At 71.8% G+C, this 16,032-nt stretch carries 19 protein-coding genes; 10 read left to right on the forward strand and 9 right to left on the reverse strand.

Annotation, left to right across the window (positions count from 1 at the left end; all coding sequences use genetic code 11):
* Positions 1 to 8 precede the first annotated feature (8 nt).
* From hutI to EL493_RS22425, 6 genes are all read left to right on the forward strand, one after another.
* Positions 9 to 1,184 (forward strand): imidazolonepropionase, encoded by a 1,176-nt coding sequence (gene hutI, locus EL493_RS22400; RefSeq protein ID WP_019047575.1) that lies wholly within the window; start codon positions 9 to 11, stop codon positions 1,182 to 1,184.
* A gap of 10 nt (positions 1,185 to 1,194) precedes the next feature.
* On the forward strand, positions 1,195 to 2,115 hold the full coding sequence (gene hutG, locus EL493_RS22405; RefSeq protein ID WP_019047576.1) for a formimidoylglutamase: 921 nt from the start codon (positions 1,195 to 1,197) through the stop codon (positions 2,113 to 2,115).
* Positions 2,116 to 2,319: 204 nt separating this feature from the next.
* Positions 2,320 to 3,327: a FecCD family ABC transporter permease gene (locus EL493_RS22410; RefSeq protein ID WP_022566756.1), complete on the forward strand. Its 1,008-nt coding sequence runs from the start codon at positions 2,320 to 2,322 to the stop codon at positions 3,325 to 3,327.
* A complete protein-coding gene (locus tag EL493_RS22415; RefSeq protein ID WP_019047578.1) occupies positions 3,324 to 4,343 on the forward strand; it encodes a FecCD family ABC transporter permease in 1,020 nt (339 codons plus the stop codon). Before EL493_RS22410 ends, EL493_RS22415 begins: the two co-directional genes overlap by 4 nt.
* Positions 4,340 to 5,152: an ABC transporter ATP-binding protein gene (locus tag EL493_RS22420; RefSeq protein ID WP_019047579.1), complete on the forward strand. Its 813-nt coding sequence runs from the start codon at positions 4,340 to 4,342 to the stop codon at positions 5,150 to 5,152. The genes EL493_RS22415 and EL493_RS22420 overlap by 4 nt, the downstream gene beginning before the upstream one ends.
* Positions 5,153 to 5,218: 66 nt before the next feature.
* Positions 5,219 to 6,235, forward strand: coding sequence for an ABC transporter substrate-binding protein (locus EL493_RS22425; RefSeq protein WP_019047580.1), 1,017 nt, complete (start codon positions 5,219 to 5,221; stop codon positions 6,233 to 6,235).
* A 9-nt stretch (positions 6,236 to 6,244) separates the two neighbouring features.
* Here the strand turns inward: EL493_RS22425 and EL493_RS22430 are convergent, their stop codons facing one another.
* From EL493_RS22430 to EL493_RS22440, 3 genes are read right to left on the reverse strand one after another with little or no spacing between them, the layout of a single operon-like run.
* Positions 6,245 to 7,528 carry an ArsB/NhaD family transporter gene (locus tag EL493_RS22430; protein ID WP_019047581.1) on the reverse strand — a complete coding sequence of 428 codons (1,284 nt, stop codon included), beginning with the start codon at positions 7,526 to 7,528 and terminating at the stop codon, positions 6,245 to 6,247.
* Positions 7,529 to 7,537: 9 nt separating this feature from the next.
* Entirely contained in the window at positions 7,538 to 7,975 is a 438-nt protein-coding gene (locus tag EL493_RS22435) for a CBS domain-containing protein (protein WP_174436000.1), read from the reverse strand.
* A 27-nt stretch (positions 7,976 to 8,002) separates the two neighbouring features.
* A complete protein-coding gene (locus EL493_RS22440) occupies positions 8,003 to 8,269 on the reverse strand; it encodes a hypothetical protein (RefSeq protein WP_019047583.1) in 267 nt (88 codons plus the stop codon).
* Between the two features lie 178 nt (positions 8,270 to 8,447).
* On the opposite strand from EL493_RS22440, the gene EL493_RS22445 reads away from it, so the two are divergent.
* Positions 8,448 to 9,434, forward strand: coding sequence for a sensor histidine kinase (locus EL493_RS22445; RefSeq protein ID WP_019047584.1), 987 nt, complete (start codon positions 8,448 to 8,450; stop codon positions 9,432 to 9,434).
* Positions 9,431 to 10,084 carry a response regulator gene (locus EL493_RS22450; protein ID WP_019047585.1) on the forward strand — a complete coding sequence of 218 codons (654 nt, stop codon included), beginning with the start codon at positions 9,431 to 9,433 and terminating at the stop codon, positions 10,082 to 10,084. The genes EL493_RS22445 and EL493_RS22450 overlap by 4 nt, the downstream gene beginning before the upstream one ends.
* A 41-nt stretch (positions 10,085 to 10,125) precedes the next feature.
* Here the strand turns inward: EL493_RS22450 and EL493_RS22455 are convergent, their stop codons facing one another.
* From EL493_RS22455 to EL493_RS22475, 5 genes are read right to left on the reverse strand one after another with little or no spacing between them, the layout of a single operon-like run.
* Complete coding sequence (locus EL493_RS22455; protein WP_030203715.1) at positions 10,126 to 11,325, reverse strand: cation:proton antiporter; 1,200 nt, start codon at positions 11,323 to 11,325, stop codon at positions 10,126 to 10,128.
* Between the two features lie 4 nt (positions 11,326 to 11,329).
* Positions 11,330 to 11,812, reverse strand: a complete 483-nt coding sequence (locus EL493_RS22460) for a cation:proton antiporter regulatory subunit (protein WP_022566754.1) — start codon at positions 11,810 to 11,812, stop codon at positions 11,330 to 11,332.
* Between the two features lie 60 nt (positions 11,813 to 11,872).
* Positions 11,873 to 12,352, reverse strand: coding sequence for a cation:proton antiporter regulatory subunit (locus tag EL493_RS22465; RefSeq protein WP_022566753.1), 480 nt, complete (start codon positions 12,350 to 12,352; stop codon positions 11,873 to 11,875).
* Positions 12,353 to 12,407: 55 nt separating this feature from the next.
* The gene (locus EL493_RS22470; RefSeq protein WP_019047589.1) at positions 12,408 to 13,028 is read right to left on the reverse strand and encodes a DUF1345 domain-containing protein; all 621 of its coding nucleotides are present in this window, start codon (positions 13,026 to 13,028) and stop codon (positions 12,408 to 12,410) included.
* A gap of 57 nt (positions 13,029 to 13,085) precedes the next feature.
* Positions 13,086 to 13,610, reverse strand: coding sequence for a pyridoxamine 5'-phosphate oxidase family protein (locus EL493_RS22475; protein WP_019047590.1), 525 nt, complete (start codon positions 13,608 to 13,610; stop codon positions 13,086 to 13,088).
* A gap of 178 nt (positions 13,611 to 13,788) precedes the next feature.
* Between EL493_RS22475 and EL493_RS22480 the strand changes: the two genes are divergently transcribed.
* On the forward strand, positions 13,789 to 14,124 hold the full coding sequence (locus EL493_RS22480; RefSeq protein ID WP_019047591.1) for an STAS domain-containing protein: 336 nt from the start codon (positions 13,789 to 13,791) through the stop codon (positions 14,122 to 14,124).
* Between the two features lie 61 nt (positions 14,125 to 14,185).
* On the opposite strand, the gene EL493_RS22485 is transcribed toward EL493_RS22480, so the two are convergent.
* Positions 14,186 to 15,223, reverse strand: coding sequence for an LLM class F420-dependent oxidoreductase (locus EL493_RS22485; RefSeq protein WP_019047592.1), 1,038 nt, complete (start codon positions 15,221 to 15,223; stop codon positions 14,186 to 14,188).
* A gap of 148 nt (positions 15,224 to 15,371) precedes the next feature.
* Here EL493_RS22485 and EL493_RS22490 point away from each other — a divergent pair, with 148 nt between their 5' ends.
* Positions 15,372 to 16,031 (forward strand): cyclodeaminase/cyclohydrolase family protein, encoded by a 660-nt coding sequence (locus tag EL493_RS22490; RefSeq protein ID WP_019047593.1) that lies wholly within the window; start codon positions 15,372 to 15,374, stop codon positions 16,029 to 16,031.
* Position 16,032: the final 1 nt, after the last annotated feature.

Raw genomic sequence — 16,032 nt, forward strand, 5'->3', positions numbered from 1 at the left:
CGTCCCCCGTGCCCACCACCGCACTGACCGAGATCGGCACCCTGGTCACCAACGATCCCGCCCTGGGCGAGGGCCCGCTCGGCCTGCGCCGCGACGCCGCGATCGTCTTCGACGGCGAGACGGTGCTGTGGGTCGGCGACAGTGCCGACGCGCCCGCCGCCGACACCGGCCTGTCCCTGGACGGGCGTGCCGTGCTGCCGGGGTTCGTCGAGTCGCACTCGCATCTGGTGTTCGCCGGCGACCGGGCCGAGGAGTTCGCCGCGCGGATGGCCGGGCTGCCCTACGGCGCCGGTGGCATCCGCACCACCATCGCGGCGACCAGGGCCGCGTCCGACGACGAGCTCGCCGCGACCGTGCGGCGGCTGATGGACGAGTCGCTGCGGGCGGGCAGCACCACCGTCGAGTGCAAGAGCGGCTACGGCCAGTCCGTCGTCGACGAACTGCGCAGTGTCCGCATCGCGGGCCGGTTCACCGACGAGGTGACCCTGCTCGCCGCGCACGTTCCGCCGCCGGAGTACGCCGGGCGCGCCGACGACTACGTCGCGATGGTGTGCGCCGAGATGATTCCGGCCTGCGCGCCGCACGCCCGCTGGATCGACGTGTTCTGCGAGCAGGGCGCCTTCGATCGCGAGCAGGCCCACGCCGTGCTCTCGGCGGGCATCGCGCACGGGCTGGTGCCGCGCGTGCACGGCAATCAGCTGCATCAGGGTCCGGGCGCGCAGCTCGCGGTGGAGCTGGGCGCGGCGTCGGTGGACCATCTCGCGCACGTGAGCGCGGCCGACATCGACGCGCTGGCGGGCAGCGACACCGTGGCCACGTTGCTGCCGGGGGCCGACTTCTGCACCCGCAACAGCTATCCCGACGCGCGCGCGCTGCTCGACGCGGGCGTGACCGTGGCACTCGGCGCGGACTGCAATCCCGGGACCAGCTACACGACGAGTCTGCCGTTCTGTATCGCGCTGGCCGTGCGGGATCTGCGCATGACGCCCGACGAGGCGGTGTGGGCGGCGACCGCCGGTGGCGCCCGGGCGTTGCGGCGCACCGATATCGGGGCGCTCACCCCGGGCTTGCGCGCCGACGCGATCGCCCTGGACGCCCCCTCGCACCTGCATCTGGCCTACCGTCCCGGAGTTCCGCTGATCAGCCGGGTGTGGCGCGGCGGCGCGCTCGCCTACGCGAAATGAGGTCTGCCCGATGATGTCCGAATCCCCGTGGACCGGCCGGATCGACGGCACCACCACCGAGCACCTGCGCTGGCACCAGGCGGTGCGGCCGTACGCGCCGGGCACCGATTCCGGGTCCTGCGTGTTCGTCGGCTTCGTCAGTGACGAAGGGGTGCGGCGCAACAAGGGCAGGCCCGGCGCCGCGCAGGGTCCCGACGCGCTGCGGCGCGCGCTGGCCCCGATGGCGCTGCGCACTCCCCTGCGCGCCTGCGACGCGGGCGACGTGACGGTCACCGGCGACCGGCTCGAGGACGGCCAGCGCCGCCTCGGCGCGACCGTGTCCGCGTTGCTCGACGACGGCGCGTTCCCGGTGATCCTGGGCGGCGGGCACGAGGTGGCGTACGGCACCTACCTCGGGCTCGCCGGCTCGGCGCGACGCATCCCGGGCACGCGAATCGGAATTCTCAACCTGGACGCGCATTTCGACCTGCGACCCGATCCGGTGCCCAGTTCCGGCACCCCGTTCCGGCAGATCCTCGAGGCCGACCCGGACGTGCGCTACGCGGTGCTCGGGATCAGCCAGCCCAGCAACACCACGGTCCTGTTCGACACCGCCGACCGGTTCGGCGTGCGGTACCTGCTCGACGACGACTGCGACCCGGACCGCGCGCTGGCCTTCGTCGACGAATTCGTGGCCGGGGTCGACCTGCTCTACCTGACGATCGATCTCGACGTCCTGCCCGCCGCGGTGGCGCCGGGAGTGAGCGCGCCCGCGGCCTACGGTGTCGCGTTGCCCACGATCCAGGCCGTGTGCGACCGGGTGAGCGCCGGTGGCGCGCTGGCCGTCGTGGATGTCGCCGAGCTCAATCCGGCACTCGACATCGACGGGCGCACCGCGCGGACCGCGGCCCGGCTGCTGCATCGCCTCGTCACCGGCCACGTGCGGCCCTGAGAACGAGCGTCTTGCAATGAAGGCTTGCCTATCCTAAGGTTTCCCGCGATCCGGTTCGCAACCTTCGCAGCACGGCGAGGGTGACGGCCGCGCCGTCGTCCCGCCACCTGCTCGCCGACCGATCCGCACGCATCACAGCGTCTTCCGCCTGCCCGACGGCCAGGCGCGCTCGGTCGTGCGCGATGAGGGAAATCCACCGTGTCCATGACAGTTTCGCCAAGCCCGGCGCTGCGCCGCACCGCGGTGTTCGCGGCCGGGCTCGCCGCGCTGGCCCTGTGCATCGTGCTCAGCCTCGCGCTCGGATCCCGGTCGGTGCCCGTCGGCACCGTGATCGACGCGATCCTCGGCCAGGGCACCGACCGCGACGCCGCGGTGATCACCGGGATGCGCTGGCCGCGCACCGTCGTCGGGCTCGTGGTCGGCGCCGCGCTCGGGCTGGCCGGCGCCATCGTGCAGGGGGTGAGCCGCAATCCGCTGGCCGCGCCGACGACGCTGGGCATCACCGCGGGCGCGGCGCTCGCGGTGGTCACGGCCATCTACGCGCTCGGGCTGAGTCAGCCGGGCCAGTACGTCTGGTTCGCCTTCGCCGGTGCGGCCGTGGCCGCCGTGTTCACCCTCGCGCTGGGACGCAGGGCGGGCGATCTGGACCCGGTCCGGCTGGTCCTCGGCGGCACGGTGGTGCAGCTGGTGCTGGCGTCGTGGACCTCGGCGGTGCTGCTGTTCAGCGAGCGCACCCTCGACGAGGCGCGGTTCTGGCTGGTCGGCTCGATCGCGGGACGCGAACTGTCGGTGCTGACGCCGCTGCTGCCGTTCGTGGTGATCGGCGTACTCGCCGGGGTGCTGCTGGCGTCCGGGCTCAACGCGGTCGCCCTCGGGGACGAGGCGGCGGTGGCGCTGGGCGTGCCGGTGACCCGGATCCGGACCGCGGGCATGGTGGCCGTCGTCCTGCTGGCCGGGTCCGCGGTCGCGGTGGCGGGGCCCATCGCCTTCGTCGGGCTGGCCGCGCCGCACCTGGTGCGGCTGGTCACCGGCACCACCGATCACCGGGTGCTGATCCCGGGCTGTCTCGTCGCGGGTCCGGTGCTGCTGCTGGGCGCCGACATCATCGGCCGGTTGATCATCCGGCCCTCGGAGGTGGAGGTCGGGATCATCACCGCGTTCGTCGGCGCGCCGCTGCTCGCGGTCCTCGCCACCAGGAAGGTCCGCCGATGACGACCGTGCTGACCGCGCCCGCCACCCGGACCCGGGTGCTCGCGCTCGTGCTCGCCGTGGCGCTGTGCGCCCTGATCGCCCTCGCCCTGTCCACCGGCGAGGTGCCGATGAGCGCCCTGACCGCGTTGCACGCCGCCCTCGGGCTCGGCGACCGCGGCGACGTCTACGTCGTGCAGGAGTTCCGCGCGCCGCGCGTGGCCGCCGGGGTCATCGCCGGTGCCGGGCTGGCCGTGGCCGGTGGCGTGCTGCAACGGCTGTTCCGCAATCCGCTGGCCTCCCCCGACGTCATCGGCGTGACCGGCGGCGCCTCGCTCGGCGCGGTGCTGGTGCTGGCCGCCGGGGCGACCCAGTACGCGATCCCGGTCGGCGCGACCGCCGGTGGCCTGGCGGCCGCGGTGGCGCTCGGCGTGATCGGCTGGCGCACCCAGGTGCCCACGGCCCGGCTCGTCCTGGTGGGCCTGGCGATCCAGGCCGGGCTGGCCGCCGCGGTGAATCTGGTGATCGTGCGCTTCCCCAAGGAGCTGGCCGGCTCGGCCATGCACTGGACGGCGGGCTCGCTCTACGGCCGCACCTGGCCCGAGGTCACCGGCGCCGCCGTCGGTTCCGTGCTGGTCCTGGCCCTGCTGGTGGTGCAGTACCGCACCCTGGCCGTGCTCGATCTCGGCGACGACTCGGCGGGCGGGCTCGGTGTGGGCGTCGGCAACGCCCGGTTGCGCCTGCTGCTCACCGCGGTGGCGCTGGCCGCGCTGGCCGTGGCGATCTCGGGTCCGATCGTGTTCGTCGCGCTCGCGGTGCCGCAGGTGGTGCGGCTGCTGTGCGGGCCGCCCACGGCGGCGACCCTGGCCGTCACCGGCCTGGCCGGCGCGACCCTGCTGACCGGCGCCGACTTCGTCGCGCAGCACCTGCTGCCGGTGGAGGGCCTGCCGGTCGGCGTCGTCACCACCACCGTCGGCGCACCGTGGCTGCTGTGGCTGCTGGTGCGCGACAGCAATCCGGCGAATCGGAGGACAGCATGACCGGGCAGCCCGGCAACGAATTGGCCACCCGCGCACTGGCACTGCGCTACGGCGAGCGCACCGTGATCGACGGGCTGGACCTGACCCTGCCCGGTCACGCGGTCACCGCCATCGTCGGTCCCAACGCCTGCGGCAAGTCGACGCTGCTGCGCGGGCTGACCCGGCTGCTGCGGCCCGCGGGCGGCACCGTCACCCTCGACGGCGCCGACATCCACCGGATGTCCGCGCGCGCACTGGCGTTGCGGCTCGGCCTGCTGCCCCAGCAGCCGATCACACCCGAGGCGATCACCGTCGAGGCGCTGGTGCGGCTGGGCCGCTATCCGCATCAGAAACTGTTGCGCCCCTGGTCGGCCGAGGATCAGTCCGCCGTCGAGGACGCCATGGCCCGCACGGGCACCACGCCGCTGCGGGACCTGCCCGTCGACCAGCTCTCCGGCGGACAGCGCCAGCGCGCCTGGATCGCGCTGGCCCTGGCCCAGGACACCGACCTGCTGCTGCTCGACGAGCCGACGACCTTCCTCGACCTGCGGCACCAGCTCGACGTGCTCGACCTGGTGGCCGATCTCAACACCACCGCGGGCCGCACCGTCGTCATGGTGCTGCACGACCTGGGCCAGGCCGCGCGCTACGCCGACCACCTGGTGGTGCTGCGCGAGGGCGCCCTCGCCGCCGCGGGCCCGCCCGCCGAGGTGCTCGACGCCGAGCTGGTGCGCACCGTCTTCGACGTCGAATGCCGGGTGATCCCCGATCCGGAAACCGGCACGCCCCTGGTGATCCCGCTCGGCCGGGCGGCCCGGGCCCGCGCCTGACATCCGCTGTCCCCCACGGCGACCCGGCTCCGGGCCGTCGCCCTCCGACCAGAAATGAGGACCGTCATGTCCCTTCGACGCCTCCGCGCCCGCGGATTCGGCCGGGCAGGCACCGCCGCCGCGGGAGCGCTGCTCGCGCTCACCGCGCTCGTGGGATGCGGTACCGACGCACCGCAGACCGGCGCGGCGAACACCGGCGCCGACACGGCCAGCTTCCCGCGCACCCTCGACACCGTCATGGGACAGGTGACCATCCCGCGCGCCCCGCAGCGCGTGGTGGTGCTCGACACCGCCGAACTCGACTCGACCACGCTGCTCGGGGTGACCCCGGTCGGCGCGGTCGTCCCGCACACCAAGACCGCGGGCGGCTTCCCCGAGTACCTGAAGGCCGGCCTCGGCGACGTCACCGACGTCGGTCCGCTGCTCGAGCCGAACCTGGAGCGGATCGCCGCGCTGAAGCCGGACCTGATCCTGTCCTCGAAGATCCGCCACGAGAAGGTCTACGACAAGCTCAGCGGCATCGCCCCGACCGTGTTCACCGAGACCACCGGCGGCCCGTGGAAGGCCAATCTGGCCGTGCACGCCAAGGCCCTCGGCCTCGATCAGCGCGCGGCCGACGCCCTGGGCAGGTACGAGGCCCGCGCGCACGCGCTCGGCGAACTGATCAAGGCCGAGAACAACGGCACCGCGCCCAGCGCGTCGGTGATCCGCTTCCTGGCGGGCCCGACCCGGCTGTACCAGAACCAGTCCTTCAGCGGCGTGGTGCTGGCCGATGTCGGCCTGAACCGGCCGGCCAACCAGATCACGACCGACCCGAAGAAGATCATGGTCGAGGTGAGCCCGGAACAGATCGACAGCGCCGACGCCGACATGATCTTCGTCGCCACCATCGACGATCCGGGCAAGACCCCGAAGAACGCGGTGACCAGCAGCCCGGTCTGGCGTGACCTGGCCGCGGTCAAGGGCAACCGGGTCTACGAGGTGCCGGACGAGACCTGGATGTCGGGCATCGGCGTGCAGGCGGCCCAGCGCATGCTGGCCGACATCGCCCAGGCGACCGGCGTCGCGCTGCCCGCGGAGTAGCCGCGCGGGTCAGAAGTAGCGCAGCCACACATAGATCCACGCCATCGTGGTGCTCAGCAGCGTCACCACGATGCCGTACCGGGTGAACTGCCAGAACGAGATCCGCTGCCCGGCCCGGGCGGCGATCCCGAGCGCGACGACATTGGCGCTGGCGGCCACGGCGGTGCCGTTGCCGCCGAAGTCGGCGCCCAGGGCGAAGGCCCACCACAGCGCACGCCCGGTCTCGGGGTCGGGGGCACCGGCGACGATGTCCTCGACCACCGGGGCCATCGTCGCCGTGTACGGGATGTTGTCGACGAACGCGCCCAGCAGCGCGGACCCGAAGACCAGCGCGGTGGCGGCCAGGAAGTAGTCGTCGCCGACCAGGTGGATCGCGGCGCCGCCGATCGCGGCGATCACCCCGGTGTGCACCAGCCCGGCGACCATGACGAACAAGCCCATGAAGAACACCAGCGTCGGCCATTCCACCTCGTGCAGGATGTCGCCGATGTCCAGGCCCGACACCAGCACCATGGTGCCCGCGCCGACCAGCGCGATCACCGACGGCGACACGTGCACCACGCTGTGCAGGCAGAACCCCACGATCACCCCGGCGAGCACGATCAGCGAGCGGATCAGCAGTTTCGGATCGCGGATCGCGCGGCGTTCCTGCAGCGCCATCACCGCGTCCACCGAGCCCGGATCGGTGCGCAGGGCCGAGCGGAACAGCAACCGGGTCAGCGCCACGAACACCGCGAAGGTGAGCACCACGATCGGCGCCATGTGCACCAGGAAGTCGTTGAACGTCAGACCGGCCCGGCTGGCGATGATGATGTTGGGCGGATCGCCGATCAGCGTGGCGGCGCCACCGATATTGGCGGCCAGCACCTCGGCGATCAGGAACGGCTGCGCGGCGATGCCCAGCCGGCGGCACACCACCAGCGTCACCGGGGCCACCAGCATGATGATCGTGACGTTGTCCAGGAACGGCGAGGCCACCGCGGTGATCAGCATGAGCATCACCATCAGCCGGTACGGGTTGCCCCGGGAGCGCTTGGCCGACCAGATCGCCAGATAGTCGAACAGCCCGGTCTGCTTGACGACACCGACGATGATCATCATCCCGAGCAGCAGGAAGATCACGTTCCAGTCGATCCCCTCGTGCGGGGAGAAGAACACCTCCTCGCCGGGGATCAGCCCGCACACCGCCATCAGTCCCGCGGCGATCAGCACGGTCTTGACCTTGTCGGCCTTCTCGGTGGCGATGAAGTAGAACGCGACCACGAAGATCAGCACGGCGAGCGCGGCGGCCATCGGTCGGCCTCAGTCGCCCGGGCCCGCGACGGCCAGACTGGTCAGCAACCGCTCCAGCGTGATGGCCCCGCGCAGCGTGCGCGACCGGTCGACCACGGCGATGAGCGGAGAGTGCTTGCGCGCCATCAGGATCGCGATCTCGAGCAGCGTGGCGTCGGGGGTCACCGTCGCCGGGGTGGCCGCGCCGTCGGGCAGGCAGTCACCGACGGTGAGGCTGCCCGGTTCCTGCCAGAACAGATCGGCGTGTACCTCGTCGATGGTGCGGACCAGTGTCGGATCGTTCTGGTACGAGCCGGGAATCACCAGGCGCAGCACCTGGGTGCCGGGCAGCACCGCGACGGGCCGGTCGGCGGCGTCGACGACGATCAGGCCCGGCAGCCGGTTGACCACCATCAGCCGCACCGCCCTGGCCACCGGATCGGCGGGCCGCACGGTGGGCAGGTTCATCGCGATGTCCCTGGCGCGCACGACCGGTCAGCCCCGCTCGGTGAGGTGGTCGAGGCGCCGCTCCAGCCGGGCGACCCGGTCCAGCACCGCACTGCTGCGCAGCAGCTCGGCGAGCTGGTCGGCTTCCTCAGGCGCCAGCGCGATGTCGGCGGCGGGCTCGTCGCGGTCCGCGGCGTAGGCGAGCAGGTGCCGGGTGCCGGTCGGCTCCGTCAGCAGGGCGAAGCGGGTGCCGCGGCGGGTGCGGAAGTGGTGCAGCACGCCGGTGCCGGGGATCGTCGTGCGCTCGGTGTCCATCGGCGAGCGGGTCCTTCCTGGCCTGGTGGAATGCGATATACCGAGTCTCGGCGGCGGCACCGGCCGTCACCATCGGCCGTGGCACCCATTTCCGGGCGCCGCGACACCTGCGGGGTGGAGGCCGGATGGGTGCGGGACCCCATAGACACGCGGGCGGAGCGCCAGCATGCTGGGTCGTATGAACCGTCCAGCAGCCCGTACTCCGGTCACGGCCCTGTTCTGGCGGGTCTGCCTGCTCAACGGCGTCGTCTTCACCCTCGGCACGCTGGTGCTGGCGCTGTCCCCCGCCACCGTCTCGGCCCGGGTCCGGCTCACCGAGGTGCCGGTGCTGCTCATCGGGCTGGCGGTGATCCTGACCGCCAACGCGCTCGCGCTGCGCACCAGCTTCGCCCCGCTCGACGAGCTGGTGGCCTCGATGCGCCGGGTCGACCCGCCGCAACGCGCGGCCCGGCTGGACCGGCGCGACAGCGGCGACTTCCACCACCTGATCGAGACGTTCAACGCCATGCTCGACCGGCTCGAGGCCGAACGTTCCGTCGCCGGCGCCACCGCCCTGGCCGCGCAGGAGGGCGAACGCAGGCGGATCGCGCGGGAACTGCACGACGAGATCGGGCAGAGCCTGACCGTGGCGCTGCTGCGGCTCAAACGGGTCCTCGACCGGGCGCCCACCGAGCTGCGGGCCGAGGTCGAGGAGGCGCAGGAGACCGTGCGCGGCTGCCTCGACGAGGTCCGCGGGATCGCCGCGCGCCTGCGCCCGGACGTGCTCGAGGATCTGGGACTGCACAGCGCGATCAACGCGCTGTGCCACGAATTCACCCGCACCGCCGCGGTTCCCGTGCACCGCCACCTCGATCCGGACATCTCCCGGCTCGACCCGAACGTCGAGCTGGTCTGCTACCGCATCGCCCAGGAGAGTCTGACCAACGTGCTGCGGCACGCGGGCGCCGACGAGGTGCACCTGCTGCTGGCCCCGCGGGGCGGCGCGGTGATCCTGCGGGTGTCCGACAACGGCCGCGGCGGTGTCGCCATGGACGGGGCCGGGATCCGGGGCATGCGGGAGCGCGCCCTGCTGATCGACGCCGCCCTCACCATCGACTCCCCGGTCGCGGGCGGCACCGCGGTCGAACTCGCGATCCCCGTGCGGCGGAACGGAGCACCGACATGAGCGCCCCGACCCGCATCCTGCTCGCCGACGACCACGCCCTGGTCCGCAGCGGGCTGCGGATGATCCTGGACAACGAACCCGATCTGCGGGTGGTCGCCGAGGCGGCCAACGGGTTCGACGCGGTGACCGCGCTGGCCGACGACGGCATCGACCTGGTCATCCTCGACATCGCCATGCCGCGGATGACCGGTATCCAGGCCGCGCGCGAGATCACCCGCACCCGGCCGGGCACCCGCATCCTCATGCTGTCGATGTACGACAACGAGCAGTACTTCTTCGAATCGCTCAAGGCGGGCGCGTCGGGGTACGTGCTCAAGTCGGTCGCCGACCGCGATCTCATCGAGGCGTGCCGGGCCACCATGCGCGGCGAATCGTTCCTGTACCCGGGCGCGGTCACCGCGCTGATCCGCGACTACCTGCAGCTGGCCCGCCAGGGTTCGGCGCTGCCCGACACCATCCTGACCCCGCGCGAGGAGGAGGTGCTCAAGCTCATCGCCGAGGGGCACTCGGCCCGCGACATCGCCGCCACCCTGGTGATCAGCGCGAAGACCGTCGACCGGCACCGCGCCAACATCCTGCAGAAACTGGGCCTGCGCGACCGCCTCGACCTGACCAGATACGCGATCCGCGCCGGGCTGATCGAGCCGTGAGCCCATCGCGGCCCCCGCGCGGGGGGGCCGCGATGGACCGCTCACTCCAGCGCGGGGTCCGCCCGCACGCTCTGCTTGCGGGTGACGGTGGCCCGCATGACCGGCTCGACAACGCGCGCCGCGATCGGCCCGATGACCGCCATCAGCAGCACGTAGGTGGTGGCCAGCGCCGCGAACTCGTCGGGCACCGCGCCCGCGGCCACCGCCAGACCGGCGATGACGATCGAGAACTCGCCGCGCGCCACCAGCGCGGTGCCCGCCCTGGCGCGGCCGAGCTGGGAGGCACCCGCGCGTTTGGCCGCCCACCAGCCGGTGGCGATCTTGGTCGCGGTGGTGACCACGGCCAGCAACACCGCCCAGCCCAGCACCGGCGGGATCGTCGCCGGGTCGGTGCTCAGGCCGAACAGCACGAAGAACATCGCCGCGAACAGATCACGCAGCGGTTCCAGGATCTTGGTGGCGTCGTGCGCGGTGGAATCGGAGATGGCGATGCCGAGCAGGAACGCCCCGACCGCCGCCGACACCTGCACCGCCGACGCGACACCGGCCACCAGCAGCGCCGAGCCCAACAGCTTGAGCAGGAAGATCTCCCGGTCCTCGCTGGCCACGATCGCCGAGACGTACTTGCCGTAGCGCAGCGCGACGACGAGCACGATCGTCACCGCCACCAGCGCGATCCCCACCGTCGTCAGGCCCGCCGCGAATCCGACACCGGCCAGCACCGCGGTCAGCACCGGCAGGTAGATCGCCATCGCCAGGTCCTCGAACACCAGGATCGACAGCACCACCGGCGTCTCCCGGTTGCCGAGCCGGCCCAGATCGTTGAGCACCTTGGCGACGATGCCGGACGAGGAGATGTAGGTGACGCCCGCCATCGCGATCGCCCCGGTCGGTCCCAAGCCGAGCATGAGCGCGACGATCACCCCGGGCGTCGCGTTGAGCACCAGATCGAGCAGACCGGCCGTCCACGATTTCCGCATGCCGGTGACCAGTTCACCGGCGGTGTACTCCAGACCGAGCAGCAACAACAGCAGCACGACGCCGATCTCGCTGGCGAGATGGATGAAGTCCTCCACCTCGTGCAGTTCGATCAGGCCGCCGGTGCCGAACACCAGACCACCGAGCAGATAGAGCGGGATCGGCGACAAGCCCACGCGCGCCGCGATCCGGCCCAGCACACCCAACCCGAAGAACACCGCCCCCAACTGGATCAATGCCAGCGCGGTTCCACTGAGCTGCACGAGCTCAGCCGTCGGAGAGAATCGCAGCGGCGGCGTCGAGCCCGGCATTGGTGCCGACCACGACGACCATGTCACCACCGACGAACTCGAACTCGGGTCCCGGCGAGGCGTGCACCTGGCCGGCCCGCAGCACGGCGACGATCGAGGACCTGGTCCTGGTCCGCATCTCCGTCTCGCCCAGGCGCCGCCCGGCGTACGGCGAGTTCGGCGGCACCGGCAGCGACCGGGTGCTCACCCCGTCGAGTTCGCGGTGCTCCTCGCGCAGCTGCGCGACCAGTTGCGGCGCCCCGAGCAGGCTGGCCAGGGTGCGTGCCTCGGTCTCCGAGAGCGGGACCTGCACGGTCGTGTCCGGGTCACCGACCTTGGTGAAGATCAGGTCGGTCCCCCCGTCCCGATGGTCGACCACACCGATCCGGCGGTCCACCTTCGACAGCGAAAACTCTTTCCTGACACCGATTCCCGGCAGGGAAGTCACATCTACATTCATTGGATCACCTAACCTCAGCTAGGCGATACCTTACCTTCCCTTTACCATTCCGCGGGCCGGTCAGCCTTGGTCGAGCAACCTTCCGGCGGCCTCCAGCCCCGTCTCGGTGCCGACCACGACGACGAGATCACCGGCGATGAAGGTGAAATCCGTTCCGGGCGAGGGCGTCACCTCACCGGCGCGGACCACGGCGACGACCGAGGCCTTGGTCCTGGTGCGCATCTCGGTGTCGCGCAGCGGGCGGCCGTCGAACGGGCTGCCGCGATCGATCGCGAACTGCCGCGTCGACAGCCCTCCGACCACGAGCGCGTCGCGGGTCTTCTGCACCACCTGGGGCGCGCCCAGCAAACCGGCCAGCACTCCGATCTCGGTGCTGGACAAAGGAATCGAGGTGGTGGTGTCGTAGTCGCCCGGCCGGGAGACCACCAGGTCCACCGAACCGTCGCGATGCTCGATCACGCCGATCCGGCGCCGCGCCTCGGCCAGCGGGAAGTCCTTGCACACGCCGATCCCCGGTAGCGGCGTCACATCGATGTTCACGCCCTCACAGTACGACGACTTCGGGAATACGCCAGACCTACCCCGGCGGCACCGCTCAGCCCTTGAGCCAGTCGATGGCGATGGCGACCACGGCGGCGTTGAAGAAGAAGCTCAGCACGCTGTGCGCGGTGACCCGCCTGCGCATCCCGCGGTCGACCACGGACACGTCCGAGACCGCGAACGAGGTGCCGATGGTGAAGGAGAAATAGACGAACTCGGCCAGTTGCGGCACCGCGCACTCGGGGAATTGCAGTCCGCCGCCGGGGAAGAACGCGCGGGCGTAGATCTGCGCGAACGCGGTGTGCAGCAGCAGCCACGACATCAGGACCGTGGCCGCCGAAACCCCTTGCGTGAGCGGCTCCTCCGCGGCGGCGCTCTTGGCGACGACGAGGATCATCCCGGCGGCCAGCCCGGAACCACTGGCGACCAGCGCGATCATGGTGGCGTACCAGCGCGGCCCGATCCACCACCCGGCGAACTCGAGCCCCGGCTCGTCGGGCAGCCGTCTGCTCAGCAGCGCCCACCCCGCCGCGATGTAGGCCAGCGCGAGCACGTTCCAGACCACCAGCACCCCGATACCGGACCCGCTCCAGGAGTAGAACAGGAGCCAGACCAGGCCGAGGACGGTCACGCTCAGCTCGAGTATCCACAGCATCCAGACCACCGCGCGGCTCATGCCTGCCAGCTCTACCATCGCCCGGCCCGGATTCCGCGCCGACGCGGCGGTGGCGCGTCAGTGCGGGAAACGCCAGCGGGTGGCGCCGTGCGGATCGGTCAGCGCGACACCGACGGCGAAGTGGGCGGTGAAGCGGTAGAGATACCAGGGCGCGGGTCCGGCGCTCTGCGCGCTGAACGGCGCGGTGACGGCCTCGCCGGCGCGTTCGGCGGGCCAGCCGGTGTCGCGGTAGTCGGCGGTGACCCGATCGATCTCGGCGTGGTCGAGAGTGCGCGTGGCGACGCCCTCGACGACCAGGTCGACATCGTCGGGGAAACGGAACGACAGCGTGCAGGCCGGATTCGCGGCCAGGTAGCGGGTCTTGTGCGCGGCGGGACCGCTGGTGAAGTAGAAGTGCTCGCCGACCAGGGTCGCGCCGATGCCCGCCGCGTGCGGCTTGCCGTCCGGACCGACGGTGCCGAGGAACTGGGCGGTCTCCAGCGCGGCCAGGCCGGTCTCGAGCGCGCTGCGCACCCGGCTCCACGGCAGCTGGTCGGTGCCGTAGATGTTGAGGTCGGTGGCGTCGACGGGGTCGGGCAGCATCGGTACTCCTGTTCCCTGGCACACGGCGTGGCGGAGACTCGCACCGGTTCCCGAGTATAGGCGCGCGAGCGGCTCCGGCAGCCTGCTCGCCGCCGGATGGCTTGCGTATTCGGGCGAAGTTGTGTGTTGTTGAGTCGTGACCAATTCATCCGGAGACGCGTATCCACTCACGGACACGATGACCACCACGACGGCGGTACAGGACGGCGTCACGGTGCTCACGGTGACCGGCGAGGTCGATCTGGCGACCGCGCCCGCGCTGGACGCCGCCATCGAGGCGATCCTGGCGGGCAAACCCGCGGCGCTGGTGATCGACCTGACCGCGGTCGGCTTCCTGGCCTCGGCGGGCATGGCGACCCTGGTCGCCGCCCATCAGCGGGCCGGTACGAACACCGCGATCGCGATCGTCGCCGATGGGCCCGCCACCAGCAGGCAGCTCAAGATGACGAGCCTGGATCAGGTGTTCGCCATGCACACCACGCTGGCCGCCGCGCTGGCATCGTTCACGTCCTGACCCACACGAACGCGCCGCCGCCCGGAGCGAGGACGGCGGCGCGTTCGCGTCGGCGGGGGTCTCAGCAGAGGCCGCGCAGCTGTTCGATCAGCTTGACCCGGCCCTTGGCGTCCTCGGCCAGCGGCGTGACGTTGAGGGTGGTGACACCGGCCGCGGCCATGGCCGCGATGCGCTCCTTGACGAAGCTCTCGGTGCCGATCAGCGAGACGTCGCGGACCAGGTCGTCGGGCACGGCCGACGCGGCGGCCTGCTTGTCACCGGCCAGGTAGAGCTCCTGGATGCGGTCGGCCGCGGCGCCGTAGCCGTACTTGGTGGCCAGCGTGTGGTAGAAGTTCTTGCCCTTGGCGCCCATGCCGCCGATGTAGAGCGCCAGGTGCGGCTTCACGAACTCCAGCAGCGGGGTCACGTTGTCCCCGATCGCCAGCGGCGGGCCGGCGAAGATCTCCAGGTCGCCCAGTGCGGGGTCGCGCTTGGCCTTGCCCGCGGCGAGCGCGTCGCCCCACACGTCCTGGGCCTTCTCGGGCAGGAAGAAGATCGGCTGCCAGCCCTCGGCGACCTCGGCGGCCAGCTCCACGTTCTTCGGGCCGAGCGCGGCCAGCAGCACCGGGATGCGTTCGCGCACGGGACGATTGATCAGCTTCAGTTCCTTGCCCAGGCCGGTGCCGCGGTCGGCGGGCAGCGGGATCTGGTAGTACTTGCCCTGGTAGTTGACCTTCTCGCGACGCCACACCTGGCGGCAGATCTCCACCAGCTCGCGGGTGCGCCCGATCGGCGCGTCGTAGGGCACGCCGTGGAAGCCCTCGATGACCTGGGGACCGGAGGCGCCGATGCCGAGGATGAAGCGCCCGTCGGAGACGAAGTCCAGGCCGGCCGCGGTCATCGCGGTGAGGCTGGGGGTCCGGGTGTAGAGCTGCAGGATGCCCGAGGCCAGCTGCACCCGGTCGGTGCGGGCCGCCAGGTAGCCCAGGGCGCTGACCGCGTCGAACGAATACGCCTCCGGCACGAAGACGATGTCGAGGCCGGCGCGTTCCAGGTCGGCGACCTCGGCCGCGACCTCCTTGAAACCGCCCGAGTAGTTGATGCTCAATCCGATCCGCATGGTCTCAACATAGCCCCGCCGCCGACAGCCACCCCGACCGGTCGGTCTGTCGCCGGGAGTGCTGGTCGGGCGGGGTACGCGGGCGGCGACCCGGTAGCGTTGACGGCGATTCCCCGCACTTCTCGCCGCATCGAAAGGCCACCTCGTCGTGTCGCAGCCCACCGCCTCGCCGCAGCAGACCACCCCCTCCTTCGGTGCGGTGACCCTGGAGGACTATCTGTCGCAGCTGGGCGCGAAGGTGCCCGCGCCCGGCGGTGGCGCGGTGGCGGCCCTGCACGCCGCCCAGGCGGCCGCGCTGGTCGCGATGGTCGCGCGCTACACCACCCGGGCCAAGGACGCCGCGCACCGGCCGGTCGTCGACCGGATCATCGAGGCCGCCGACGCCGCCCGCACCCGCTCGCTGGCGCTGGCCGATGCCGACGCCGCCGCGTTCACCGCGGTCGGCGACGCCTACAAGCTGCCCAAGGACACCGAGGCCGACCAGGCCGCCCGGACCGAGGCGATCAACGCCGCCCTGGTCGAGGCCGCCCGGGTGCCCGCCGCCGTGGTCGACGAGGCCGACGAGATCCTGTCGCTGGCCGCCGAACTGCTGCCGATCGGCAACCCCAACGTGGTCACCGACATCGGCGCCGCGGCCGACGCCGCGCGCGCGGCCGCGCTGAGCTCCCAGCTCAACATCGAGATCAATGTCGGCTCGCTGCCGGCCGCCCTGGGCGACGGTTTCGCCACCGCCCTGCTGCGCGTCGAGACCATCGCCGCCCGGGCCGACGCGCTGCACGCCGACGTCCTGCACGCCGTCCGGGGCTGAC

The organism is Nocardia asteroides, from assembly GCF_900637185.1.
Lineage (GTDB): Bacteria > Actinomycetota > Actinomycetes > Mycobacteriales > Mycobacteriaceae > Nocardia > Nocardia asteroides.